Annotated in this window: 28 protein-coding genes; 6 read left to right on the forward strand and 22 right to left on the reverse strand. The window is 41.7% G+C overall.

Annotation, left to right across the window (positions count from 1 at the left end):
- The 19 genes from MP3633_RS02340 to MP3633_RS02430 all read right to left on the reverse strand — a co-directional run bounded on the left by MP3633_RS02340 (nucleotide 1) and on the right by MP3633_RS02430 (nucleotide 17,554).
- Nucleotides 1–1,653, reverse strand: coding sequence for an EAL domain-containing protein (locus MP3633_RS02340; protein ID WP_176334316.1), 1,653 nt, complete (start codon nucleotides 1,651–1,653; stop codon nucleotides 1–3).
- A 357-nt stretch (nucleotides 1,654–2,010) separates the two neighbouring features.
- Nucleotides 2,011–2,748 carry an oxygen-insensitive NADPH nitroreductase gene (gene nfsA / locus MP3633_RS02345; RefSeq protein ID WP_176334317.1) on the reverse strand — a complete coding sequence of 246 codons (738 nt, stop codon included), beginning with the start codon at nucleotides 2,746–2,748 and terminating at the stop codon, nucleotides 2,011–2,013.
- A 215-nt stretch (nucleotides 2,749–2,963) separates the two neighbouring features.
- Nucleotides 2,964–4,193: a beta-ketoacyl-ACP synthase gene (locus tag MP3633_RS02350; RefSeq protein ID WP_176334318.1), complete on the reverse strand. Its 1,230-nt coding sequence runs from the start codon at nucleotides 4,191–4,193 to the stop codon at nucleotides 2,964–2,966.
- Nucleotides 4,193–4,918, reverse strand: coding sequence for a 3-oxoacyl-ACP reductase FabG (gene fabG, locus MP3633_RS02355; protein ID WP_176334319.1), 726 nt, complete (start codon nucleotides 4,916–4,918; stop codon nucleotides 4,193–4,195). The genes MP3633_RS02350 and fabG overlap by 1 nt, the downstream gene beginning before the upstream one ends.
- Nucleotides 4,911–5,369 (reverse strand): hotdog family protein, encoded by a 459-nt coding sequence (locus MP3633_RS02360; protein WP_176334320.1) that lies wholly within the window; start codon nucleotides 5,367–5,369, stop codon nucleotides 4,911–4,913. The genes fabG and MP3633_RS02360 overlap by 8 nt, the downstream gene beginning before the upstream one ends.
- On the reverse strand, nucleotides 5,369–6,535 hold the full coding sequence (locus MP3633_RS02365; RefSeq protein WP_176334321.1) for a beta-ketoacyl-[acyl-carrier-protein] synthase family protein: 1,167 nt from the start codon (nucleotides 6,533–6,535) through the stop codon (nucleotides 5,369–5,371). The genes MP3633_RS02360 and MP3633_RS02365 overlap by 1 nt, the downstream gene beginning before the upstream one ends.
- Nucleotides 6,532–7,086 carry a DUF3261 domain-containing protein gene (locus tag MP3633_RS02370; RefSeq protein WP_176334322.1) on the reverse strand — a complete coding sequence of 185 codons (555 nt, stop codon included), beginning with the start codon at nucleotides 7,084–7,086 and terminating at the stop codon, nucleotides 6,532–6,534. Before MP3633_RS02370 ends, MP3633_RS02365 begins: the two co-directional genes overlap by 4 nt.
- Entirely contained in the window at nucleotides 7,074–8,303 is a 1,230-nt protein-coding gene (locus MP3633_RS02375; protein WP_176334323.1) for an NAD(P)/FAD-dependent oxidoreductase, read from the reverse strand. Before MP3633_RS02375 ends, MP3633_RS02370 begins: the two co-directional genes overlap by 13 nt.
- The gene (locus MP3633_RS02380) at nucleotides 8,304–10,622 is read right to left on the reverse strand and encodes an MMPL family transporter (protein ID WP_176334324.1); all 2,319 of its coding nucleotides are present in this window, start codon (nucleotides 10,620–10,622) and stop codon (nucleotides 8,304–8,306) included.
- Nucleotides 10,619–11,182, reverse strand: a complete 564-nt coding sequence (locus MP3633_RS02385; RefSeq protein ID WP_176334325.1) for an outer membrane lipoprotein carrier protein LolA — start codon at nucleotides 11,180–11,182, stop codon at nucleotides 10,619–10,621. Before MP3633_RS02385 ends, MP3633_RS02380 begins: the two co-directional genes overlap by 4 nt.
- On the reverse strand, nucleotides 11,179–11,586 hold the full coding sequence (locus MP3633_RS02390) for an acyl-CoA thioesterase (protein ID WP_176334326.1): 408 nt from the start codon (nucleotides 11,584–11,586) through the stop codon (nucleotides 11,179–11,181). Before MP3633_RS02390 ends, MP3633_RS02385 begins: the two co-directional genes overlap by 4 nt.
- A 30-nt stretch (nucleotides 11,587–11,616) precedes the next feature.
- Nucleotides 11,617–12,570: a lysophospholipid acyltransferase family protein gene (locus tag MP3633_RS02395; RefSeq protein WP_176334327.1), complete on the reverse strand. Its 954-nt coding sequence runs from the start codon at nucleotides 12,568–12,570 to the stop codon at nucleotides 11,617–11,619.
- The gene (locus MP3633_RS02400; protein ID WP_244959785.1) at nucleotides 12,563–13,327 is read right to left on the reverse strand and encodes a glycosyltransferase family 2 protein; all 765 of its coding nucleotides are present in this window, start codon (nucleotides 13,325–13,327) and stop codon (nucleotides 12,563–12,565) included. Before MP3633_RS02400 ends, MP3633_RS02395 begins: the two co-directional genes overlap by 8 nt.
- The gene (locus tag MP3633_RS02405; RefSeq protein ID WP_176334328.1) at nucleotides 13,305–15,002 is read right to left on the reverse strand and encodes an ApeI family dehydratase; all 1,698 of its coding nucleotides are present in this window, start codon (nucleotides 15,000–15,002) and stop codon (nucleotides 13,305–13,307) included. The genes MP3633_RS02400 and MP3633_RS02405 overlap by 23 nt, the downstream gene beginning before the upstream one ends.
- Complete coding sequence (locus MP3633_RS02410; RefSeq protein WP_176334329.1) at nucleotides 14,999–15,538, reverse strand: COG4648 family protein; 540 nt, start codon at nucleotides 15,536–15,538, stop codon at nucleotides 14,999–15,001. The genes MP3633_RS02405 and MP3633_RS02410 overlap by 4 nt, the downstream gene beginning before the upstream one ends.
- Nucleotides 15,539–15,549: 11 nt before the next feature.
- A complete protein-coding gene (locus MP3633_RS02415; protein ID WP_176334330.1) occupies nucleotides 15,550–15,798 on the reverse strand; it encodes an acyl carrier protein in 249 nt (82 codons plus the stop codon).
- Between the two features lie 9 nt (nucleotides 15,799–15,807).
- Nucleotides 15,808–16,071 carry a phosphopantetheine-binding protein gene (locus MP3633_RS02420; protein WP_112136499.1) on the reverse strand — a complete coding sequence of 88 codons (264 nt, stop codon included), beginning with the start codon at nucleotides 16,069–16,071 and terminating at the stop codon, nucleotides 15,808–15,810.
- The gene (locus MP3633_RS02425) at nucleotides 16,064–16,831 is read right to left on the reverse strand and encodes a lysophospholipid acyltransferase family protein (RefSeq protein ID WP_176334331.1); all 768 of its coding nucleotides are present in this window, start codon (nucleotides 16,829–16,831) and stop codon (nucleotides 16,064–16,066) included. Before MP3633_RS02425 ends, MP3633_RS02420 begins: the two co-directional genes overlap by 8 nt.
- A gap of 6 nt (nucleotides 16,832–16,837) precedes the next feature.
- Nucleotides 16,838–17,554, reverse strand: a complete 717-nt coding sequence (locus MP3633_RS02430; protein WP_176334332.1) for a beta-ketoacyl synthase chain length factor — start codon at nucleotides 17,552–17,554, stop codon at nucleotides 16,838–16,840.
- Between the two features lie 383 nt (nucleotides 17,555–17,937).
- Here MP3633_RS02430 and MP3633_RS02435 point away from each other — a divergent pair, with 383 nt between their 5' ends.
- On the forward strand, nucleotides 17,938–18,375 hold the full coding sequence (locus tag MP3633_RS02435; RefSeq protein ID WP_176334333.1) for an excinuclease: 438 nt from the start codon (nucleotides 17,938–17,940) through the stop codon (nucleotides 18,373–18,375).
- Between the two features lie 187 nt (nucleotides 18,376–18,562).
- Nucleotides 18,563–19,210, forward strand: a complete 648-nt coding sequence (locus MP3633_RS02440; protein ID WP_176334334.1) for a 4'-phosphopantetheinyl transferase family protein — start codon at nucleotides 18,563–18,565, stop codon at nucleotides 19,208–19,210.
- Between the two features lie 99 nt (nucleotides 19,211–19,309).
- On the opposite strand, the gene MP3633_RS02445 is transcribed toward MP3633_RS02440, so the two are convergent.
- Nucleotides 19,310–19,879: a porin family protein gene (locus MP3633_RS02445; protein ID WP_176334335.1), complete on the reverse strand. Its 570-nt coding sequence runs from the start codon at nucleotides 19,877–19,879 to the stop codon at nucleotides 19,310–19,312.
- 279 nt (nucleotides 19,880–20,158) lie between these two features.
- On the reverse strand, nucleotides 20,159–20,785 hold the full coding sequence (msrA, locus tag MP3633_RS02450) for a peptide-methionine (S)-S-oxide reductase MsrA (RefSeq protein WP_176334336.1): 627 nt from the start codon (nucleotides 20,783–20,785) through the stop codon (nucleotides 20,159–20,161).
- Between the two features lie 316 nt (nucleotides 20,786–21,101).
- Here msrA and MP3633_RS02455 point away from each other — a divergent pair, with 316 nt between their 5' ends.
- The 3 genes from MP3633_RS02455 (at nucleotide 21,102) to MP3633_RS02465 (ending at nucleotide 23,911) form a co-directional block, all read left to right on the forward strand.
- On the forward strand, nucleotides 21,102–21,878 hold the full coding sequence (locus MP3633_RS02455) for a ferredoxin--NADP reductase (RefSeq protein WP_176334337.1): 777 nt from the start codon (nucleotides 21,102–21,104) through the stop codon (nucleotides 21,876–21,878).
- A 105-nt stretch (nucleotides 21,879–21,983) separates the two neighbouring features.
- Nucleotides 21,984–22,847, forward strand: a complete 864-nt coding sequence (gene yghU / locus MP3633_RS02460; protein ID WP_176336700.1) for a glutathione-dependent disulfide-bond oxidoreductase — start codon at nucleotides 21,984–21,986, stop codon at nucleotides 22,845–22,847.
- A 287-nt stretch (nucleotides 22,848–23,134) separates the two neighbouring features.
- On the forward strand, nucleotides 23,135–23,911 hold the full coding sequence (locus MP3633_RS02465; RefSeq protein ID WP_112141519.1) for an SHOCT domain-containing protein: 777 nt from the start codon (nucleotides 23,135–23,137) through the stop codon (nucleotides 23,909–23,911).
- 212 nt (nucleotides 23,912–24,123) lie between these two features.
- On the opposite strand, the gene MP3633_RS02470 is transcribed toward MP3633_RS02465, so the two are convergent.
- On the reverse strand, nucleotides 24,124–25,344 hold the full coding sequence (locus tag MP3633_RS02470; RefSeq protein ID WP_176334338.1) for an EAL domain-containing protein: 1,221 nt from the start codon (nucleotides 25,342–25,344) through the stop codon (nucleotides 24,124–24,126).
- On the opposite strand from MP3633_RS02470, the gene MP3633_RS02475 reads away from it, so the two are divergent.
- Nucleotides 25,331–25,510 (forward strand): hypothetical protein, encoded by a 180-nt coding sequence (locus MP3633_RS02475; RefSeq protein ID WP_176334339.1) that lies wholly within the window; start codon nucleotides 25,331–25,333, stop codon nucleotides 25,508–25,510. The two genes, MP3633_RS02470 and MP3633_RS02475, sit on opposite strands and share 14 nt — an antisense overlap.
- The last annotated feature ends 32 nt before the right edge of the window (nucleotides 25,511–25,542 follow it).

The raw sequence follows: 25,542 nt of genomic DNA on the forward strand, positions 1-25,542 counted from the left end.
CTATTTCTGGCTCTCTAGAAAAGACACATCCATGTAAGGTTGTGTGTCCAGTAGATGTTGTAGTGCTTCTACATCAATCGCTTTGGAATACAACCAGCCTTGCCCAATGGCGTTGGGTGAGTGCTGAAGTACGTAACGGGCTTCTTCAACGGACTCTATGCCTTCAAATACAAGCGCTACATTTAAGTTACCTACCAATTGAAATATGCCGTTTAAGGCGATTTGGCTGACGGTCTGTGTTCCTATTGATTGGACGAACATTTTATCTATTTTAATTTCATTTGGCTCAAATGTGGTTAGCCAAGACAAGTTGGAAAAGCCAGTGCCAAAATCATCCAATGAGATTTGGTAACCTTTGCGTAAAAAGTGCTTTGTGGCTCTTTTCAATACGTTATTTTCGGCCGCAGAGCGTTCTGTCACTTCAAAGATGATTTGTTCGGCGTTTATGCCATTTTTTTTGACATGATTGTCGACGAAATTCAGAAAGCTTTGGTCCGATAAGTCTTGTACCGAGAGGTTTATACTGAGCAGAAAAGTAGGATCGTTTTTTAAAAAAGAACCTATTTCTTTTAGGTTTTTTACAATCAATTTTTTGGTTAATGGCGTAATCAGCTGATTCGCTTCGGCGCAATGAATAAATACGTCAGGAGATACGCTCCCCAATTCTTTGTCGTCCCATCTAGCGAGCGCTTCTACGCCAATAATTTTGCCTGTTTTGAGATGTATTTTAGGCTGATATAGAGAATAGATTTCATCCGTTTTAATCGCGTATTTTAGGCGGTAAATTAAGGTGCGTCGGTTTGACTTGAACAGTCTGACACCAAAAGAAAGAACGACACCAGCTAAAATGCCAGAGATGATTATTTTCAACCATTCAATAATATTCATGTCATAAATCCCTATCCTTGTGTCTATTCCCGTGACACAAAATTCATAATGCGGAGGACAGGAGGTAGAAACTAAAAAGTTATTGGGAATAGGTAACCATAAATGCTGTTTTGGCGGCGAAGTGATAACACTTTGCGCTTGCTGATAAGTGATGTCATCAAAGAGATGATGAATCTTTTTTTCAGTGGGAGTGTAAAGCACTCCGCCTATTTTTTGTGAGTGCCGACTTATGTCTAAAAAAGTCGTTGGTGAAGAAACGGCAAACGAATGGCCTATGTTAAAAATAGAGCGTTGTTGGTTAGCCGAAAAAAAGCCACTTACTTCTGTCCATGATTTTTGAAAACTGCTGTCTTGAATGCTTTTATTGGGGAGTTTTTTTGGTTCAGATAAGACGCCCCATAACACGCTGCAGGTGACTTCATCAGCGGAAGATATTCGACCTATATCATTAACATAAGGGTAGTTGGCTAGAATGTCACGCAGCATGTTGATGTCTTCAGGAGAACAGCTAGCGGCTTTGCTCTGGTTGGCCAGTGTTAAGCTGGTTTTCAATTGAAAAACAGACTGTTGCGTTCGATCCGTTATTTTTTTAACGTAGGATTCTAGCTTCTTTTTTTCAGCCGTTAACGCGCTCCAATGATGGATGTAAAGACTAAAGCACAAAGTAAATAGAACGAAAAAAAGTAGGTTCTTCCACGAAGGTAAAACAAGAGCGGATAGAATCATGTCCAATATGATAGTTTTTTTCCTAACATATTTTAACATCGTGGTTTCCTCAAACGGGTATGTCTAGATATTTTTAAAAGCACTTAACTCATCATCTTTTAGAGTGAGTTAATGATAAAGCGAAAAGCAATTTGAATTTGTAATGTTTTAGATGTTTTCTGTATATAGACGGCAAACTAGCTCACGTTTTCAAGTTAAAAAGGGCAAAGTATCACTAGTGGATAGAAACATGTTTATTTACCTTAGCATTTGGATAAAAACGTCACCCAATGATGACGTTTTGGACAGTATCGACACTCCTTTAGATTATGCCTTAGTTGGCGATTTTTAAGACTGGTATCTGAGTCTGGCTACACTTTAAAGTATTACGCTATTTAACGGATTTCATCATTCAGATTAACGTTTTAAGAAACCTTGATCCTGTAGAAAGCTTAGCATATGTTCGCGTTTCTTTTTCTGTACGGCCGCGGCGGTTTGTTCTGACCAATTACTCATTTTTTGATTGTTACCTCTACTTTGATAGTAGACTTGCATTTGAGCGTCGTAGGTTTTTACATCGTCTGCGCAACGGCTGCTGTCGTAGCTGTCTTTGTGGAGAATAACATCCACGGGCAAGCGTGGTTTTAAATCAGGCTGCGTGTCTGGATAGCCAAGGCAAAGCCCAAAAACAGGATAGACCTGCTTAGGTAAGTGTAATAGCTCGGCCACTTGTGCTGGATCGTTACGAATGCCGCCAATGAATACCGCGCCTAGGCCGACAGACTCGGCTCCTAGCATCAGGTTTTGCGCCATAAATGTCGCATCTGTTGTCGCCGCAATGAAATGCTCTGCGTTGCCTTCTAATTCCCCTAATCCTTGTTCTAAACTGCACAGTTCAACACGAGTAAGGTCGGCGCAAATGATGAGAAATTCTGCTGCGGATTCCACCCATTTTTGACCACCTGCGAGGGCGGCGATTTTTGCACGGTTTTCTTTGTTGATGACTTGAACAATGGAGTACGCCTGAATAAAGCTAGACGATGCAGCACCTTGTGCACATTGAATAAGTTGCTTGAGCAAAGCGTCATCAATGGTTTTGTCTGTGTACTGACGAATGGATTTGTGTGTGCTTTGTGCTTGAAGAATGGCGTTCATGATAAATCGCTTTTGAAAATTGAATGTGTAGATAGTAGAGGCTTAGTGACGATGGGTCAAAATGGATTAATGGAAAGTGTGAGTGACGGTGTAAAGGCTAAACTCTGTACAAAATGCTTTTTAACGTGTTGTTTTATAAACTTAATAGAGCATTGTATGAGATAACGTTGAAAAAGTAAGGCAAAGGGGGCTCCATTACCTTACTTTTTTAGGTTTTAGTGTTGGTAGCGTTTGAAGATCAAGGACGTATTGATTCCACCAAAAGCAAAGTTATTACTCATCACATAATCCGTTTCTATCTCACGGCCTTCAGTCATAATGTAATCTAAATCACCGCACTGCGGATCAAGGGTGGTTAGATTTACAGTAGGACAAAACCAATTATTCCTCATCATTTCGATGGAGCACCAAGCCTCTAATGCACCGCAAGCCCCTAAGGTATGTCCGGTATAACTTTTTAATGAACTAATCGGGACTTTATTACCCATGATGTTTGCTGTGGCATGACTTTCGGCAATGTCTCCGCGATCGGTGGCGGTCCCATGGGCGTTAATATAACCAATATCTGCCGCTTCTATTTTCGCATCGGTCAAAGACAAGCGAATGGCTTCTTGCATGGTGTTAGCATTGGGTTGAGTGACATGGGTTCCATCGGAGTTCGTGCCAAACCCAACGATCTCCGCATAAATATTAGCCCCTCTGGCTTTAGCATGCTCTAGCTCTTCAAGAATTAAGGAGCAACCACCTTCACCGATAACCAAACCGTCGCGATTTTTATCAAAAGGACTAGGGCTTAAATGAGGGGTGTCGTTTTTGACACTTGTCGCAAAGAGGGTGTCGAAAACTGCAGATTCGGTGGCGCACAAGCCTTCGCTACCACCCGCCACCATGGCTGTTTGCATTCCGTATTTAATCGCTTCATAAGCATAACCAATGCCTTGGCTACCGGAAGTGCAGGCGCTAGAGGTGGTGAAAACTCGACCCTGTAGACCAAAGAAAACTCCAATATTGACGGGGGCAGTATGAGCCATCATTTTTATATAAGAATTAGCGTTTAAGCCATCGGTTGAGTTCTTGGTTAGCATATTACCAAAATCAATGTAGGAGATTGAGTCTCCTGCGGAAGAGCCATAAGCCACCCCCATTTGACCACTGCTAAGCAAAGGGGAATTGAGCAACCCTGCGTCTTCTAGCGCTCGTTCGGTACTACAGACGGCAAACTGAGCAACCCGCCCCATACTGCGTAAGGTTTTACGTGAGTAATGTTTTGGCAAGGTAAAGTCGGTAACCGGCGCCGCTAGACGTGTATTTAACCCATCGTATTTATCCCAGTCATCCATGCGTTTGATGCCAGTCTTATAGCTTTTTAAATGACGATAGATGGTATCCCAATCATTGCCAATGGGGGAGAATCCCGCTATTCCAGTGACGACTACTCGTTTCATTAAAACATTCCCCCATTAACAGAAATGACCTGACGCGTTATGTAGCCTGCATCTTCAGACATTAAAAAACTAACGGTCCCCGCAACTTCACTGGTACTGCCAGCTCGTTGCATGGGCACCATTTTCAGTGCTTCTTCTAAAGGTAAGTGTTCAGTCATGTCTGTTTCGATAATGCCGGGAGCAACACAATTTACCGTGATTTTACGTTTTGCTAATTCTATTGATAGCGCTTTTGTTGCACCAATAATGCCTGCTTTAGCGGCACTGTAGTTCACTTGTCCACGATTCCCCATGACACCTGAAACGGATGACATGGTGACGATGCGGCCTGGTTTTCGGCGGCGAATCATCGGCATGATGACAGGGTGCAGGACATTATAAAAACCATCAAGGTTGGTTCTTAGTACTTCATCCCACTCTTCCCCAGGCATGGCTGGAAACGCGTTATCACGAGCGATTCCGGCGTTGCAAACCACGCCAAAGTAAGCACCAAAATCCTCCATATCTTGTTCTAAAATGGTACAGGCTTGCACTCTATCGGTTAAATCAAACTGTAAGATGCGAACATCCTTTCCGAATGCTCTGACTTGTTCTGCAACGGCTTCTGCTTCTTCCATTCTAGAGCGGCAATGCAGTACGATATCGTAGCCATCTTTCGCTAATCGAAGAGCAATGGCTTTGCCAATTCCTCGGCTTGACCCAGTAATTAATATTGTCTTATTCACGCTGTGCATCCTTTAAAAATTCTTCAGCATTTTCTGGCTGAAACACATTTAATCGCGCTGACGCATCACAGTCATCGGTGCTGTGTAATATGCAATCAAAAGCGCTTAATCCATTTTCAGCTTGTAGGTTTTTACTGACGGTAATCGTTAATATTGAACCAATAGAAAAGTATTCTTTGGTGCAAATGTATTTTCTCGTTCCCAGTAGAAAGCCGAGTTTCGGTGCGCCACCATGAAGACGTTCTTGTAAACCCGCATACGCGGCGATGGCTTGTGCCAAATATTCTAAACCCACCCAAGCGGGTACACCGTGTTCATCAGAAAACATGGAATCCGTTTTAATCTCAACGTCAGCAGACAACCAATCATCGCCATAATCTAGTATTCTGGTTAAGAGACTCATTTTGCCAGAGTGAGGCACCAATTCTGCGACGCTGTAATCCGATGCCATTATACTTTCCTCAAAATAAGCGAAATGTTATTTCCACCAAAGGCAAAAGAGTTACTTAACGCGTACTGTAAGGTGCAATTTTGCTCTCCTTCACTCAAACCAATGCTAGGTAAACTATCATCGTGACAACCATCCCAGAGATGTTTAGGAATGAATCCCTCTTTTAGGGCGAGCCAGCAAATAGCGGCTTCGAGTGCGCCAGCGGCACCTAAGGTATGACCTGTAAAAGGCTTGGTTGAACTGCAAGGGGTATTATTACCAAAAACTTCAGCGACCGCTTTCGCTTCCATTTGATCATTCAGTTGCGTTGCTGTGCCGTGAAGATTTAAATAATGTATTTTATCTGGGGTGATATTGGCGTCTTTTAATGCCGCCGTCATGCAGCGGATTGCGCCTTGTCCTGATGGGTCTGGTGCTGAAATATGATGAGCATCGGAACTTTCTCCAACCCCCACTAATTCAATATCACTTTTGTCTTTAGATATAATAAACAAGGCGGCAGCTTCGCCGATATTAATTCCTTTTCGGTTCACGCTGAAGGGATTGCATTGCTCCTCGCTTATCGCCTCCAAAGAAGAAAAACCCTGCACTGTCAATTTGCATAGCGTATCAACACCGCCAGCAATAACGGCATCACAAACACCGGAACGAATAAGTCGACGGGCAGACGCTAGCGCTTTTGCACCAGAAGAACAGGCGGTAGAGACGCCAAAAACAGGGCCGCATACACCAAGAGCAGCTCCCAAAAACGAGGCAGGTGCGCCCATCTCCTGTTTGCCGTAATGATAAGAATCAGGCAATGCACCTGATTGGGCGTTTATGTGCATATCGTGTTCGTTATCACTAATACCAGAAGTCGAGGTTCCGATGACAATACCAATTCGTTCCTTTCCAAATGTCGAAATTAAGGCTTGGATATCCGGCAGTATTGATTGTGCTGCCGTCCAAGCCAATTGGTTATTTCGGCTATGCCATTTTTGGTCATCAAGAGGGATTGGCGCCAACGCTTCTTGTACTAAGGCTATGGGCAGAGCGTTTCCTGCTGAATGGTATTTTTGAGAAAACGCCAGCTTAGGGAGACCACTAAGCAGGCGATTTTTCACGTCACTTGTATCAGCGCCTAGGGCACTGATCATCGACATTGAGTTTAAAAAACAACGAGTCAAAGTGGGAGAACCTCTTGGTCGAATGTATGAATATCTACATTATAATGATCGCCATGGTGAATAATGGACACGTTTTCACCTTCTATCTTCACTTCCAATAACAAGGTTTTTTTGTAATATAAATTTCGCGTATTCGTCGTTATTTCCACTTGCCATCCTTGTGACTCTGGATAGCCTAATTTGATGTTTGATTCAGGCCAAAAAGTAAATTGGATCATGGCGAGAATGTCTTTGCTGGGTAAGGCTATACCGGACTCGTTTTTTTCTTCAAAACCATTTTCATCATGAACTAAATAGAGAAAAATTTGCCCTGTAGGTAATAGCGCAACAAGCTTTGTTTCCTGTGCCGAAAAGCGTGTGACGGCAAGAAATTGTTTTGCTTGTGTGTATTTTTTCAATGTTACTTTTTGTTTTAGAACTTGTGTATTAGCCCCCTTAATCGGTGTTAGTAAGATTAAGCCGTCAATAGGTTTTTCAGCCGTAGGAACTACACTACAGCCAGTCAAAACGACTAGGCTCAATAATAAAAAAATTCTGATTAAGTACGGCATAATTCGGCGAGTACCTTTAGTCGATTAGGGTCTTTTACGTAAGGGTTCTTTTTGTCCCAAGCATAACCGGCTAATACTGAGCTGATCATTTTTTTGATTTGAATCGACTTATCCTCAGCGAAAATAACATCCTGCAAAGTACCATCGTACCAACCGTCAACGAATGCTCTAAAGGTATTTACGCCTTGTTTTAATGGTTGGGCGTATTCCGTCTCCCAATCTACGGGGAGGCCTTTTAATTGTTTATCTAGCACGTGCGTTGCTAAGTCGGCAGATTTTAATGCGATGGTCACGCCAGAAGAAAAAACAGGATCAAGGAATTCCCCTGCATTGCCTAATAAAGCAAATTTATCACCATACAAATGGGTTACATCGCAGGAATAACCGTCCATTTTTCTCACATCGGTGTCAAATTTTGCCTTTTCAAGGAATGCATTCATGGTTGTTGTTTTTGAAATGTACTGATGTAATAAGTCGTGATTACTTATTTGATTTTGTTCGTAAATTTCTCTTGGTAAGATAACGCCAACGGATGCTCTGCCATCGCTAAAAGGTATTAGCCAATACCAAATTTGGTTGTTTTCAGGGCAGACAGAAATCAATATTTTATCACGATCGTATTCTGAATGGTTGATACCGTCTTCAATATGCGTAAAGAGGGAAACACGGGGAGATAAAGTGGACTCTTTTTCTAATCCCAGAAGTTTTGGTAAAACGCGCCCGAAGCCACTGGCATCTAATATAAATTTAGCTTCTACCTGATAAGTATTGTCTTCAGAAATAACATCGAGTTGTACTTGATCCCTCATATCTTTGTAGGCAACCACGTCGTGACCATAACGTATTTCTACTCCTTTTTCTGCTGCACAATCAGCCAGTACCTTATCAAACTGGGCGCGTTGAACTTGATAAGTTGTGCCCCAGCCGGTCGAGAATTTCTCTCTGAAATCAAAAGAACTGTACTGGTTATTCGTTGCAAAGGCGGCTCCGTTTTTGTATTGGAACCCCGCCTCAACCACTGCTTGAAGCATTCCCGCAGATTCTAGAATCTCCATGCATTGAGGTAATAAACTTTCGCCAATTGAAAAGCGAGGGAAATGTTGTTTTTCTAATACTAATACTCGATAACCTTTTTCCGATAATATTGATGAAGCTACCGCACCGGATGGGCCAGCTCCAATCACTACCACATCATAACAACGTCGTGGTTTTTCCATTTATCGTGTCTCCAATTGACTGGTTTGCATTAAAGGGGATAACAGCCAAATAACTAATAGCCCAGGTAAAACGATGATACCAAAATGGTATAGAACGGGTGTTTGGCTCAGTGCTAATAGACCAAAGGCGAGCAGGCTGGTTAGCGTTGACAATGACACCGCCAGCCAAGTGTGTACACCGCCTCGAGACTCTTGTAAAAAAATACCCATGTCGAGTCCGATTCCAAACACCAACATCAGAGCAACTAGGTTAAAAATATTGTACCCACCGTTAATCAATACCGCGCATGACAAAGCAATAATCGAGCCTGTGATAGGCGGCAACATGACTCTCCATATATCAAGTCGATAGCGGAAAAATAACAGCACCGTTATGATGCCATAAGCAATGAACAGCCACTCTGCAACCTTGGTGCGATATTGAGCCAAGGTCGCGCTAATGTCAGCGACTTGGTCAACATAGTTAATATTGTTATCAGCGGCGGCGTCTGCTTGTAATTGACGAATGGTCGCTTCCGACAAATGTCCTTGTAACCTAATGACTGAGGCGTATTCACCCGTTGAACGAGGTTCCAATGCACCTTGCCATTGCGCACTCATCGCTAGTGCTGACCATGTTTCAGGGGATAAGGTTTGCTGATTTTCTTGTAAACTCTGATAAGCCAATGTCTTTTGTGAATCTGATAGCCCTATGGCATGAGCATAAGCATCAAGCTTGGCTTGGTACAATTGCGTCACCAAGGCAATGTTTTGTCGTTGGCATTGCAACGATGGCAATGACTGACTGATGGCCTGATAACCGGCTAACCTATCGTTTTGCACCAATGAGTCTAGTTGTTGTCGAAACAGCTCTTCATTTTCTAACATCGCTTCACGGCTACTTCCAGACACGATCAAAAAAGCAGAATTGACGCTATTACCTAATGCTTGCTGTACTTTTTGATCTTCTTGTAATAAAGCAGGCGGGGACGTTTGCAGCAATCGCACACTGTCTTGTGGCGTTGCCCAAAAAAACAAACCGACAGAAATAAAACCTACCGTAATGACCAATACGCTCGCAATTTTGGGGTGCTTGTCTAATGTTGGAAAAGCGTCTTTACCGCGATTCAAGATGAGAGCGGCGGGCAGTGGGCGTTGTTTATTTTTCGGCGCGTTCTTTGTGGTCATTAACGGTAAAAACAGTAAGACCGTTAACCAAGCCGCAATCAAGCCGGTGGCTGAAAAAACCGCTATTTGCTGTAAGCCTGGGAAGGGCGTTAACGCTAAACCACCATAAGCTAATACACTGGAAATCAATCCCAATAACAATCCCGAAAAGAGCTTACGTACGACAGCGACCCCCGTATATAGGTAACTTTCGCAGACAAAATGCATAGAATAATCAACCGCAACGCCAACTAACCCTGCGCCAAAGGCGATGGTGATTAAATGTATTCGCTCAAACCATAAACAGGTAACAGCCACTGCAACCAGACAGCCAACCATGACGGGAAGTAACACTTGAAATAACGGAACAATACGACGAAAAACCAATAAAATGATTAAAACGATGCCCAGAAGAGAGCCTAGTCCAATGGTTGAAATTTCGAATTTAGCTTGCTCCGCTCCTTTCGCTGCGTGGAGTAATAAACCGGAATAGGAAACACGGATACCTTGTTCGCCCATGTGTTGCTGGATCTTCTTCAGTACCGGCATCACGTGGTCTTGTGTGGGTAAGTCGAAAGGGTTCTTATGCAATTCTAATACTAAAAGATAACTCGGCTTTTCGACATTGGTTAAACGTAACAGGGTGTCTTCTATTTTTACCTGAATGTTTATTTTTTGTTCCAACAGCATATCGGAATACAAAAAGAATGGATCTTTTATTAGGTCTGCTTTTCCGGCTCCAATAGGCGAAAATAGCGCATTTAATGCTGATTGAAATGGACCTTCGTAATCTTTTATTTGCAGTTTTTTAGTGACAGAATCGCTTAATAAAGCAAAACGAAATGGATACAGAGCGTCCATTTGTGTACTAGAGGAATCAACAAATTGGGTGAGGTCAGCGATGCCAACAAGTACGTCTAATTCTGATGAAATGGTGTTAACGGCAGACCGAGCACTTTGTTTATTATCTGCCGATACCATAATAAACACATGGTTGGCATACTCTGCTGTTTGTTGCTCTTGCAGCTCGTTGACCAAAGGCTTTTGGTCGTATTTTGGCAATAACGCCATGATACTGGTATCAACGGCTGTTTGTTTTAATGCGGCGAAAATACAAATCACAAGAATTATAATGGCCCAAATGAGAGCGCCTAATTTAAAATTCATTTTCATTTTTGCTGCAATTTATCAAACGTAATGTGAGTGATATTGCCTTCTGGTTCATACAGAGTAATTTGTTGTAAGTACTTATCACCTTCCAGCGTTACCTTATTAATAAATCCACCGATACTCTCATCTACGGGGACAAGTGTTGCTTTCCACTGGCCATCAGAAACCTCCGCGCTAACAGAAAAGTACGCTTCTAATATTTGCCATTGAGCGGTCATAACCCCAAAAAAAATGTCACTAAACACCGCGACAACCGGATTGGTATCCGAATCAAGTTTGTTAACCTGTTCACCATCTTGATAACTCAACATCGTCTTTGGCGTGAGCTCTAAGGTGCTATTAATGGGTGTTAAGGTATGCCAGACAATTTTTTTATCGCGTATATAATTGAACGATCCAGAAGAGTTTATTGAGGTTTCTAATTGCGCTAAATATTTACTTTGTGAAAACGTTCCTGACAGTTTTTCAGGGGTTGTTGTAAGCGCTTTCAAGTCATCCAAATTATTGGCGAATACTGAGATGCTTAGCACAGAAAAAATAATACCGAGGAAAATTTTTCTCATATAGAGACACCTAGTCTTTCAAGGAGAATGGGAGGAGAGGCATATTGCATTTCACCGGATGTTTTTTCAACCGCCACTTGAATGGTATAGGCTTTTGTTAAGCGCTTATCAGTTTGGGCATCAAGAAAGACATAGTCCACTTTTAGTCTGTTTTCCCATTCGGTTAAGGTTGCTCGAACTTTGAATTTTTGTCCAAATATTAATGGATGAGCGTAACGAATGCGCATATCTATGACTGGCCACACGTAGCCGCTTTCTTCCATTTCAACAATACTGTAGTTGATTTTATCCATTAGTTTACAACGGGCTATTTCCATGTATTTGGCATAATGCCCATGCCAAGCCACTCGAATAGCATCTACGTCATGAAAAGGTATTTCTAATTCTATTTCAACGTCTATCATTACTTTATCCTGCCGTCATTGAAGACAAAACTATGCGTCACGGTTGTTTATTAACGCCTGCTGGTCTTTTGATTCCACGTGCCAAAAGGGGAAAAAATTAAACCATTGTAACGGAGCCAACTGGCAATAATACTCTAAGCGTTTAGCGTAAAGCGTCACGGCTTCTTCTAACTTCTGTTCTCGTTCTTTTCGAGCAAAAGAGAGCTTTTCCGAAAAGGTTTCCATATAAATATGATAAGCAGAGTCCTGTTTTAAACAGAACATCAAATACACCGGACAACGTAACAAACTAGCTAATATAAACGCGCCTTGCGGTAACGCGGCTTGAGCCCCAAGAAAGTCTACAATAGAAACGCGTCCCCCATTATTAACCGGTGTTCGATCCCCTGCGATAACGACAAATTCACCCGCGACAACGCGCTCAGAAAGAATCATTGCTGTTGCAGGAGACATGTCCGTTACCTGGATTAGGTTAATGGTGGCATTGGCGTTGGTGCGCTGTAACATCTTGTTAAATTTTTGTGCATGCTGGGTATAAACCAACATGGTGACTTTAATATCGGGTAATTGATGCGCAAGGGCACTGCAAATTTCAGTGTTACCAAGGTGTGATACAACTATGATACCGCCAAGTTTCGACGCTTCGATTTTTTGAAAAGTGTCTGGAGTTTCAAAGACAACGTCTTGAGGTTTGATTTTCCCCATCCAGACCAAGAATTTATCCAACAACACTTCACCAAACATCCAAAAGTGGCGGAAAGGTGTGAGTTTTTTGCGCTTATGTTCGGGTAAAAAAGGGGCAATTTTTTGTAGGTATTCTTTGGACGCCGCTCGGGTAGCGTGTTTTCTAAAATAAAAATACAGAATGACGGGCGCAAGAAGTAGACGGAAGCCTTTGTGTCCAAATAGTCGGTAGCACATCAATAGGATACGCATGCCGAAAACCGTTCCTGTTTCAGTGATTGTTGACCAATGCTTATCCATGTCGTTTATTCCATAACAAAGCAGGCGAACGCCAAAGCATGCCAAAAAATAAACGTGTATGCATCCAACTGATCAATACATTGTCTTTTATGGCATTAAAATGAGAAACCCCATTTTCTGGATAGATAACTTTGGTCGGCATGTTCTTTATTTTATGGCCAGACCAGACCCAGCGTACGACAACTTCGGTATCAAATGACATACGGTTACCACAAGAGGCACGATCTATTAGCTTGCAGATCTTAACCAAGGGGTAAACTCGAAAGCCACACATTGAGTCTTTAATAGAAAAAGACAGCGTATTTATCCATACCCAGACATGGCTAAAATAACGGCAGTAATAGCGGTGTTTCGGAACGCTGTGATCATAAATAGGAAATCCGCAAATCAGGCTCTCTTGCTCTTTTTCCGCGGCCTGTATAAAAATAGGCAAGTCGCTAATATTATGTTGCCCGTCAGCATCCACTTGTAGAGCATGACTAAAGCCTTGGTCCAGTAAAAAACGCATACCGGCTTTCACAGCGCCCCCTTTACCACTATTAGTAGCGAGCTGGACTAGGTAAACCTGATCACGGTATTTTTCAGCCAATTTTTCTAACACTTCCCGACATTTAGCGCCGCAACCATCATCAACTAAAACCGCCGGATAGCCATATTCAAGCACCTGTTCTAGCGTGTTTTCGATGGCGTCTTCATGGTTGTACACCGGGATAACGATTGCCGGTTTGAACGGGTTATTCAAAGCAGATTCTTCCACTAGAATGCACTCCTTTTTCTGATATATATTGAAAGACTAGCTTCCCTTTAATGGGATGGTATTCCAATGTTAATGTCACTTTAGAATCCGGGAAGATAACACTCTGAAACTTGACGGCCTCTAAGCGACTAAAACGCCCCTTGAAAGCAAACACTTCTTTGCCATAATGCTGGGCCCAATGTGTTTGAGCAATGCCGGGTAAAATAGGATTGTTCTCAAAGTGACCATCAAAATAGATGAGTTCTTTAGGAATATAAAAATTAAGCCGGTAAGTATTCTCGCTTGTATGAGTGCGATCTAGTACTTGTGGCCATTTCATCTCTTGATTGTCAAATAATGCCTGTAACGATTCCATAGGAAGCTTGCCTTGCTGGTTGTAGGGGAGTGTGCTGACAAAGCGCCATCTTCTGGGAATCAACACAAGTTCAAAAGACGCTTTTAGGCTCTGTTTGAGCCGCGCAATTAACCATTTCTGTGAATGTTGTTGGACTAACGCTCTTCCCTTGTCACTAAGCTCTGCGACAATGGCCACTTCTTCCCGTTTTTTAGTGACAACCAAGGCTCGTGCTATGGTAACCCAATCACTTTGTTCTAAACACTTTTCCATTTTAGATAGAGACAAACGCTTTCCTTCTACTTTGACGATGCGGTCTGTTCGACCATGTAAGCGAAAGCAATCAGGTGTCAGTTGTTCTATATTATCTGAAAGAGTCTGGTGTTCTGACGATACATGAGGCCCGTTTACAATATAGCCTTTTTCTGTCTCGTTCAAAGTTATGTGGGGCAATAAGGTCCAGTAATCTGCCTCTATTTTAGATTGATTCCGCCACGCCACCGCGCCGGTTTCTGAACTGCCGTATATTTCAAATATCGGGGTGTAAAGTAATTTAGCGGCGTACATACTCTCTTCATATTGCAACGGTGCAGCAGAAGAAATGGCAGCTTCACACTTGCCCTGCAAAATCGACCAGTCAAGCTGATGATTTAAGCGTTTTAAATGGGCGGGGGTTGAGATCAGAATAAATTGATTACATTGTGAGGCAAGATGATAAATTTCTTCAGAGAAGGAACTGTGTTTGCTAAGTAAAAGCCGACCTTTTGCTAATGACCAAAATAAGCGAAAGGTTAATCCAAACAGGTGTTGGTGAGTAACCGTCGATAAAACGATAGACGTGTCAGAAAGTGGCCACAAAGCCTCAATGCAACACAGTTCATCATCAATTTGAGCCATGGTTTTTGTGATTGGTTTTGGTTCTCCAGTCGAGCCAGAAGTATAAACTTCTATTGCTGGAAAGCCGCGTTCAATCTCTATCCAAGAAAATGTTGTTCTAGTCAGTTGACTATTATTTTGCTCCGAAGAGTAAGCGTTTTCAAACTCACCTAGAAAGCCAGCCACAGAATTTTCTAAGCGTTCGACCGTCGACGTACAATTATCACCTGGAATGCAAGCAGTGCAGTTTGATTGCCACAAGGCGAGTAAAAGAGTAAAAAACTCAATCGCATCGCTATGGTACACGGCCCATTTCTGTCCTGATGATAAAGGTAAAATGGCTTGCCACATCGCCACTTTATTAGACACTTGTGCCTTTGTTACGATGACGTCATCCATCATTGCAATGGGGTGTTCATCTGTAACATCCAATAACCATCGAGATAAAAGCGTTAACGTTTTCATACTTTATGCTTAACTCTGAATCTTACAATCCATTCTATAACGACCAATAAACCAATCAGGAGATAAGCCAAAAAGCCATTGTAAAATAACCACGTTTCGTTAGATGTCCAGAATGCAGTGAATAAGGCAGTAAGGCCATTTAATGTAAAAAACACACACCAAACAATGGTCACTTTCCTAGTATATTGAACGCCAGTTTCTGGTAAGTTGGGCTCTTTAAGTCTTGCCATTCGTTCAATGATCGATTGCTTCGCATAAAGGCTAGAGGCGAAAAGCAGTAGCATGGAGGCATTCACCAGTACCGGGTACAGTTTTAATCCCTGTTGGTCGCCCCAAAAATAGGCCACGACCAATACACCAAACGCCGATGTGAAAATGACGCTGCGTGCGTTTTTTTGTTTCTCCGTGAAACCTCTTATCATCAAAAGAGCAATGACGAAAAACATGACCAGAGTCGAATCAAAGTGCGCTAACCCAAAATAGACAATAAAAGGATAAACAATGGTGACTATCACTAAAATAATTTTGAGGGGCACTTTTGAAGACCTTATACAAACAGTTTTTCTACGGCAATAACCACATCTTCAACAGTTCGAACGGATTTAAAATCTTCAGGGTTGATCTTTTTCCCCGTCATTTTTTTGAGCTCGACGACCAAATCAACGGCATCGATACTATCAATATCAAGGTCTTGATATAAATTTGAAGAAGGGTGAATGTCCTCAGCAGACAACTCGAACAACTCTTGTAAAACACCCGATACTTTGTCAAACACGTCTTGATTAATACTACTCATAATTGTCTCTTAATTTTTTTCTTTGTAGGACTCAACCAATGCGGCTAATGCATTCACACTAGCGAAGTGTTCGTGTGTTTCTTTAGAATCAGCCTTTAGTTTAATGCCATATTTTTTTTGTAAAGCTAAACCAATTTCAAGTGCATCAATTGAATCTAGGCCAAGGCCATCTACAAAAAGAGGATCTGAATCTATAATTTCATCGGGGCTAATGTCTTCTAGTTCAAGCGCATCAATAATCATGTTCTTTATGTCTAACTTCAAATCAGTCATTCAATATTAACTCCGTATTAAAATAATCTGTTAAATCGGCGGTTAGCTTTCTTGCTGCAACGGAAGGCGGACCTTCCGCTAAGTAAGTGCGTACATCAATTTTATCTTTTACTTGGATTTTGAAATGGGCTTTCGTCTTTGGGATTTTATACCAAGGATCACTCTTTGTGAGCGTGGCCGGTTTACACTCAATAAGAACCGTGGTTATTTCTGCTTTTGCACGAATAGCAATGTTCGCGGCACCGCGTTTCAGTGTTAATTTTTCTTCTGGTGTAGATCGTGTTCCTTCAGGAAAAACAATTAACGCATGCCCTTTTAAAAAAGCGTCTGCGGCCATTTCAATGACATGCTCATTGTTGTCATTAATAATGTACCCTGCCGTTCGTATTGAGCCGCGAGTGAAGACGTTTTTCGCTAAACGCCCTTTTACGACACAGTTTGCGTTTGGTACTAAGGCAATCAAAAACACAACGTCAATGAGTGACGGGTGATTTGCTAGAATAAGCTGTGCGTTCTTTAGTTTGGATTCCCCTTCAATGTCATAACTTAAGACGCCCAAGCGTCTCATCATTGCGATATAAAAACGAAATGTGTGATGAATAACAGCATGGGCTCTCTCTTCTCTAATCAATGCTGTCGCTGGAACACAATATAAAATAGGCAAAGCAATAATAGGGAGCAAAACGCCCCCGACTCCAAAAATAATGAAGCTAAACACCGTTGCTAGCCAGCGCCAATAGTATTTGATTATATCGAGCATAATACCCTACCTTTGTATGATCCACTCGACATCTTGAGTGGTAGGGAAGCGTGCGCAATTACGATGAGATAAAAGAAGTGCCATTAGCTCTTCTAGCTCATTGTTTTGGCCTTGTTCAGAAACTGTTGAAGGCGCGCTTTTCAAATGAAAGGTGTCTCCTTCTTCACGACTTAACACCATTGCAATGGCGTAAGGAAAGGGGGGCGAAGAAGCAAATGGTTTGTATAAATCAGGTAGCGGGGATTCACAAATGATGCATAACACCTGTTTATTATCTTGCAACTGAGTCGCGGCTTCTATTAAGGCAAATGGAATCAGGTTTTCTGTTGCAGATATTGCCGTCGCTTCACTTCGATCTTTGCGTGCAATTGAAAATAACCCGCTTATTGCATTGTGCACTGCTAGGCTAAAACTAGTGGGAGAAAGTGGTTCATTGTTGGCAATGGATTGAAGTAAAGAGAGTGTTAATTCAACATCACCATGACGAGAAGCGAAAACCAAGGGTATATGTTCGTTTTCAGCTAATATTGGCATCGCCGCTTCTACTGAATACTTGCCAATGGTGGTAAAGCGTCTTCGGAGCATTAAAGGGATGTTTTTTAATCCGGGTTTTGGTGCGTCAGTGGGCAAAATATATTTTTTTTGTAACCAATTCCCCCAAGACTCTGCAGACTCTAAGCCTGGAGTATAGGCATTCCAACCGCGTATTTTAAAGCTTAACACTGATAATTATCCCTGATTTGACTGTGTTTTACACAGCGATCCTGTTTCTAAATATCCGTTAAGGATACTGTTTTTTTATCTATATTTACATAGGATTTACATATTTTAAGGGTCGGGTAATTAAAAACACAGACCTAAATGAGGTGGGTGTGGTCGGCTATATTTGATGGCGATTTTAATCACTAAGAATGATGGTGAGTAGCTTGCCCCTATCTTTAAGCCGCTTAGATCCACTGATCTATGACAACTTGATAATGTCCTTCGTGAGTATGGTTTTTGAACTGGAGCTAGTCGGCTTAAAGAGGCTGCTGTAGGTGTATTGCTGCTAAATTCATTGAGCGTTATCATTCGGCTACATTAATATTTAAATGGAAATGACTATTATGAAGAAAGCTGCAATTCTAGCCCTTTCAGTTCTTGTTTTCTGCTCACCTTACAGCTTTGCCCGTGATTCTATTAGGGCTTATTCAATTTCCAGTATCATGAGTTCAGAGGTAGCCAAATCAAAGTTAGGAACGGATGTCTCGTTTTATTTTGGTGATCAGTCCTATGGTAAAGCGCTTAAGGATTTTGGTGGATTTAAGACCAATAAAAAAACGAATGCTTTTGCTAAGAGCGATGAAGATGCCTGTAATTGGGTTTTTCTTTCTGCAATGATTGCACTTAAAGAAAGAGCGATAAAAGAAGGTGGTAATGCGGTGGTGGATATCAAGTCTAACTACAAAAACAACCTGACTTCCAGTTCTGAAACGTTTCAATGTGGTGCAGGTGCGGTTATGGCTGGCGTTGCGTTGACAGGCAAGGTTGTGACACTAGAATAAATAATGGCTAACAAATAATGCGTGTATGGCGATTCCATGTGGCACTATTTTTTGAAATGAAAAGCCGTGAAAGCGGTTTTTTCGTTTCAGAAATAACGCTATAAATTAAATACTGTTACCCTGCCGCTTATTAACTATACGTCTTGTGGCAACGGCAAAAACAATATCAAGAATCATATGGATTTTTATGCTGCGTGACATACAAATTTTTTTTGCCAATACTGAGACCTTGTCGAATGAGCAACAGCAGCACCTTTTTGACAGCTTGCCAGTTACCCAAAAAAATAAAGCGTCTGGGCTAAAAAGCAAAAAGAAAAAAAGAGAATTTGTAGTAGGGCGAACGTTATTAATCCACGCTCTACAAAGTGAGAAAAATCTACAGAACCTTCCTCTTATTCTAGAAGAAGCGTTTGCGGCTCCGAGAGTCGACAGCCTAGATAATTATTATGTTTCAATTTCACACAGCGGTTTTCTTGTGTGTTGTGTATTACATAAATTCCCTATCGGTATTGATATTGAGTATAAAAAAAATAGAAAAGATCTGATTCATAAAAGTGATTTTTTTATGAGTCATGAAGAACTTGAAACACTAAAGGCAATGGTGGAAGTAGAAAGAAAGCACTACTTCTATGAGGTTTGGTGCGCAAAAGAGGCCCTTTTTAAAGCATTGGACAGTGAGACTCAAAAGCAAACGTCTTTAAAATCTATTCAACTGTCTCGTTGTTCTGAAGGAGATGGATGGTCTGTGTTTCAACGTGACATGAATAACCATCATTTATCCCTTGTTTATCGTGGTGGAGAGTGTCAAATCCAGCTTATCGCTGTCGAGTTATGAATCGTTGGTAAGCGTCGAATCTGTGAATAAAAAAAGAGCTTACCTGTTCGGATAAGCTCTTCTTAGTGCAGGTGAATAGTGCAGGTGAATAGCGCGGGATTAGAATCGGTATTCAGCGCCGACACTGGCTTGGTTGAAGTCTGTTTCGAATTTCGAATCTGAGGAAACATTGTCAGCTTCTAGATCGACGTCGTACCAAGTGTATTGAGCGTTTAGTAAAAAGTTATCGGTGACTTTAAAGTTCACACCGGCGCCTGCAAATAGGCTTTTATCGTCGGAACTACCGGACACAGTGGCAATGTTATAGTCCGTTTCGTGCCAAAGTTGACCTGCCTTTGCAAAAATTTCAACCGTTTGAGTAATCGGTATCGTGCCTTTTAATGCAGCGGTGTAACCTGTTGTTTTGGCGTTGGCTGCGCTGCTGCCGTAGCTACCAAAGTCAATGTAGCTTCCTTCAAGGGCAAGAAAGGAATTTAATCGGTAACCGACAATACCTTGTACTACATCGTTGTTATCATCGAAGTCATCTTCGCTTTCTACTTTTAGGTAACCGTAATTACCCCCAACATAAAGACCGCTGTCATTTTCAGCCATGCTTGCTGCGCTTACTGCAGCACTGAATGACGCTATAACGATGCCGCCTGCGATTACGGGAATAAATTTGTTCATTGTATAACTCCTTTTAGTTACTTTTTGAGAACGTCGCGAGTTGAGTTTCTACTTTGGTATATGAACTTTAGAATGGCTAGGTTACCGGTGTTTTTTACAGATTTGCTTCATCTTCTATGCGTTTACTGTAGATAAAAAACGCTTTGCTGATACTTCTAAAAGGCAAAATTTGAGAGATGTTAAGGAATGAAAAAGAGAAAAGGGAAGAGAAGAGGAAAGAATAGTAGCGCCAACCAATAGGCTGTTTGGTAAACCTTAGTTGGCGCTTTTTAGTCGTGTTTAGTGATATTGGTGGCTTGCTATGTCACCCCATAAACTTTCAATTTTGCTATCACGACCACAGCTTGATCGATATAAGGCATATCGAATAGGGTTTTTCGTGTAATAGCTTTGGTGGTATTCCTCAGCAAGATAAAAAGTGTCTGCTGGAAGAATTTGGGTGACGATGTCTGCTTTAAAGGGTTTGGTCTTTTCTACTTTTACTAGAGACGCTTCAAAAACCGCTTTTTGTTGATCGTTCTGATAAAACATCGCGGTTTTGTATGGTGTGCCCTTGTCGCAAAATTGCCCTTTGGCATCAGTCGGATCAATGGTTTTCCAATAATAGTCAGCCAATGTTTTTAGTGAAACGATATCATCGTCAAAGTGAATTTCAACGGCTTCAAAGTGGCCTGTTTGTTCTGACGATACTTGTTTGTATGTTGGGTTCTTGGTTTGGCCTCCAGTGTAACCAGAGATAACATCGCTCACACCATTAACCAATTCAAAGTCGGACTCTACACACCAAAAACAACCGCCCGCGACGATCATGGTTTGCGGTGCAGCGAGTGAAGCACTGCTAAAAGTAGCCGCACCGGAAAGTATCAGTAACCCTAAGGCGCTGTTGAGTGTATTTCGAATCATCATATAAAGTGTCCTTTAATGGTTAAAAAGAAGTCTGATAGCAAATACATAACACTATTTCGTTCTTTGACGTTGCAGATAGTGATTTTCTTACTGATAAACTTGATCTTCCTATTTACTAACGTATTTTTTGTACATTTGGATGACATAATCGCAATCAAATTATGATGTACTAGTACTTAGTCCTATATATGCTGAGCATATTAAAGACATCTGGATAATCAATTAAACAAATATAGAATTGTCTTATAGTATGCGTATCAGCCAATGAAACTTCCATTCTATCAGGGAGGTTTTCTAAAATTTGAATGAGGTCGTCATGAGTGCATTTGTTACTGAACGTGTTTTAAGTGTCCATCACTGGGATGAAAATTTATTTAGCTTTAAAACCACACGTAATCCAAGCTTGCGTTTCGACAATGGTCAGTTTGTTATGATTGGCTTAGAAACTGAAGCGCGCCCTTTGATACGTGCTTACAGTATCGCCAGCCCTAATTACGAAGAACATTTGGAGTTTTTCAGTATAAAAGTACCAAACGGCCCGTTAACGTCCCGTTTGCAGCACTTGCAAGTAGGCGATGATGTTTTAGTCAGTCGCAAACCCACGGGCACTTTAGTGACACGTGATTTGCATCCAGGCAAACACTTATATCTATTATCTACTGGTACCGGTTTAGCGCCTTTTTTAAGCGTTATTCAGGATTTTGACGCCTATGAACAATACGACAAAATTGTTTTGATCCATGGCGTACGTCATGTGAGTGAACTTGCTTATGCGGACTTTATTGAAAAAGAATTGCCTAACAATGAGTTCTTTGGTGAACAGGTTCGTGAAAAATTGATCTATTATCCTACGGTGACACGTGAACCTTTTCGTAATCAAGGTCGCCTGACTGATTTGATTCGTAGTGGTAAATTGGCAGAAAATATTGGTTTACCACAGTTGAATCCAGTGGATGATAGGGTGATGATTTGTGGTAGCCCTAGCATGCTTAAAGACACAGCCGCTTTGCTTGATGAGCTTGGTTTTAAAGAGTCTCCAAAGATCGGAGTGCCAGGAGATTACGTCATCGAACGCGCTTTTGTTGAGCATTAATGGATTTTATAAACAGTATTCAAAGGCACGCCTTGATGATCGTCGGTCTATTGACTGCAGTGGCTTGAAAAGCGTTTTAGCCGATAACTATTTTTAGGAGATATGATGAGTTCTGACACAGTTAATAACGAAAACTATGTACCGCCAAAAGTATGGCAATGGGATGCACAAAGCGGTGGTAAATTTGCGAGCATCAACCGTCCTATTTCTGGGGCAACTCATGAAAAAGTACTCGCTGTTGGTAAGCACCCACTTCAACTTCATTCCTTGGCCACGCCTAATGGCCAGAAAGTGACGATTATGTTGGAAGAGCTTTTAGTGTTGGGTAAAAGCAATGCTGAATACGATGCTTATTTGATTAACATTGGTGAAGGTGATCAGTTCGGTTCAGGTTTTGTAGAAGTAAATCCGAACTCAAAAATTCCGGCCTTGATGGATCACAGTACAACACCACCAACTCGCATTTTCGAGTCCGGCTCTATTCTTCAATACTTGGCTGAAAAATTCGATGCCTTCGTACCAAAAGATTTAGCGGCAAAAACAGAATGTCGTAATTGGTTATTCTGGCAAATGGGATCTGCTCCTTATTTAGGCGGTGGTTTTGGTCATTTTTACGCGTACGCGCCGACAAAAATGCAGTATCCGATTGACCGCTTTACGATGGAAACCAAACGTCAATTAGATGTGTTGGACAAACAACTTGCTGATAATACTTACATGGCCGGTGAAGAGTATTCGATCGCCGATATCGCCATTTGGCCTTGGTACGGTAATTTAGTATTGGGCAATTTATACGATGCGGCTGAGTTCTTAGACGTAACCAGCTATAAAAACGTCGTGCGTTGGGCAAAAGCGATAGAACAACGCCCAGCAGTACAGCGCGGCCGTATTGTTAATAAGGCTTTTGGTGACGGTGCACAGCTTCATGAACGTCATGATGCCGCGGATTTTGATGGTCTTGTTAAATAAAATATAAGACGTCCCCGCGCGTTTTTGAAAAGGGACAAGCCATTTAATGGCTTGTCCCTTTTTTAATTGTTGATAACCGAAATGTTCAAAAAATAAACAGTCAATTTGAGCGCTTGTCACCATTTTGTAAGACGCAGATGTGTTAGAATCAAGATCTACGAAATCTGTTGGTCAGCATGATGCTGCAACCTACTCTTTTTTTGTGTCGATGTACTAGGCGATGTATGTCCTTTGTGGCTGACAAGACAGAAGAGAACAGCTCTACGTCACTTTTAGAGAGCTCGAAAATGCAAAATTTAACGCAAGATGGACAAAACCTTGTTAACTCCCTTTCCAGTCGCTACAACCTAAGTTTTGATGCGGTGCTTCACATGCTGATTGCGGTGAATAATGGCAGCGGATCAATGGCACAGTTTAACTGCCCTGAGTTGGGTGGTGGTGGTCAATGGATGCGCGGCGGCATGACCATGGTTGGCGACATGTTTAACTACGGTCTAAAATCGACCGTGGATAACCTGTGTAATGAATTGGCGAATGGCCTTGCTAATATGCAAGTGTTTATGCCGTTACCAAAAGGTTCAAGATCCAGTAATCAATGGTGGCCTGGAGATCTTGGTCAACCTTTTAGCAGTGGCGCACAAAATAGCACTCGTTACGCTATTTTTCCAAAACGTCTTGCGGTTGAAGTGAATGGCAATGTGACAGTTTACGATACCTTGGACAATAATATTGGCGGCATCAGTCAGCAGCAAGGTGGCAATTCATCGCTGACTTTTTCGAGTCAATATGGCACGATTCTAGTCAACACATTACCGGTTGTTTCTGGGACGGGGTCTGCTCCTATAATGCGAGCGCCTGCACCTCAAAATAATTTTATAGAACCGCCCGCACCAGCACCTTATAAATCAACACCGGCGATGCAAACGACTCAAAATTTCAGCAATACGACTTCCGTTGACGACGTGATCCAATTAATTGAGAAATTGGCTAAGCTGCGTGATATGGGCGCGATTTCTGACAATGAATACAATTCTAAAAAAACCGATTTACTGAATCGTATTTGATTTCGGAAGTCTTTAGTTGCAGCGTTATGTCATAGCGACAAAGTCTGTTAAAAAAGAGTGTTTGGTTGAACACCATGATGCGGCTGATATCGATGCGTTAGGTCTCTAATTAAGCGCGTCGACATGTTAGACGATCAAAGCCTAGTCACCGATGACTAGGCTTTTTTTATGTGTATTTTTTAAGCGAACTTTTTTAAGAGAGCGAATGCATATCAATGAGTGTAATTGCATGGAAAAGGAGATGGTCGCCCGATGAAATACCCTTGTCCTTTATTGACGCCGAGCTCTTTTAATTTATTGAGTTCGTTGACGTTTTCGATGCCTTCAGCAATGATTTCACAATCAATTTCTTTGGCAAAAGTACACAGTGCGGACGCTAATGCGCTGCGTTTTCTGTCTTTGTGGATGTCTCTGGTCAGGCTTAAATCCAATTTAATGATATCAGGTTCTAATTCTAAAATATGACTGAGGTTGGAATAGCCCGTTCCCACATCATCAATTGCAAGTTTGACGCCTTCACGCCTGAGAGGTTGAAGCGCTCGTTGAAAGGCCGAATAGTCCGCGATCGGTTGATGCTCGGTTATTTCAATTAATACGTTACACACAAAGTGGCCAATGGTGTTTTCCAGTGCACCACTGAGGATGTGGCTAGGGGAGGCATTAATGGATAAATAATGGTTGTTGTCACGAAAAAGATGATCAAGTTTCAGTGCCGACCTCACGGCCAACATTTCCAGTTTTTCATCCATGCCGATTAACAATGCTTCTTTAAACCAAATGTCGGGTGTGACATAAGGGTCACTGTTAAAGCGAGCAAGGGATTCATAGCCACTGATGCTATTGGTACGAAAGTCTAAAATTGGCTGATAATGCATGGTGATGAAGTCGTTGGCGATGATGTTATTAATGCGTTTTTCAACTTCATGACGTTCTTGTACTTTTTTAGCGTGAGCGTCGAGCGTTTCTCCTATCAAGTTGGCAAAGTACTCGATTACCGAAAGATCCCGCACGTTTAATGTGTAATCTGGTTTGTTTTGGAAACAGTAAACGGCGCCATAAAATGAACCGTCCTCCAAATAGATTAGCGCACCAATGAAAGACCCAATGTTGAAGGCTTTTGTAGAAACCAACTTGCTGGCAACGGCATGCTCTTGAGTGTTTTGAATGAGCCCTGGAATTTCATTATCCACCAATGCTCGGCAATATGAACCTCGGTAAGGCTTTGCCTCTCTACCTTGTGGGAAGTCGCTGGTTGGATCCACGTCTACATAACGAAAGTATAAACTGTCGTTTTTTACTTCAGAAATAATGGCAATGTCCATTTTTAAGTAAACTCGAACGGCAGAAACAATTTTTTCCAATTCTTCTATTGTTGCTGTATTTGGAATTATTTTTTCAGGAGAAACAAAGCCTTGCAGTGTGTCGATATTCATATTGGCCTCACTACGAGTGATTGATTCATGGGTTGTTGAGTTGAAAGTGATTGGTCATCAGCCGACAGCATTATTGAATGACTATAAAACTAGTTTAGCATTTTCTTATATTATGACCGTAGTTGTTGTGCGAGGTTTTGTGCGCTTTTTGTTGCGTAGTGTTTAAGCTGGGTAAAATGGCGGTAGTGACGCGTTTTA

The sequence above is a fragment of the Marinomonas primoryensis genome, assembly GCF_013372285.1.
Lineage (GTDB): Bacteria > Pseudomonadota > Gammaproteobacteria > Pseudomonadales > Marinomonadaceae > Marinomonas > Marinomonas primoryensis.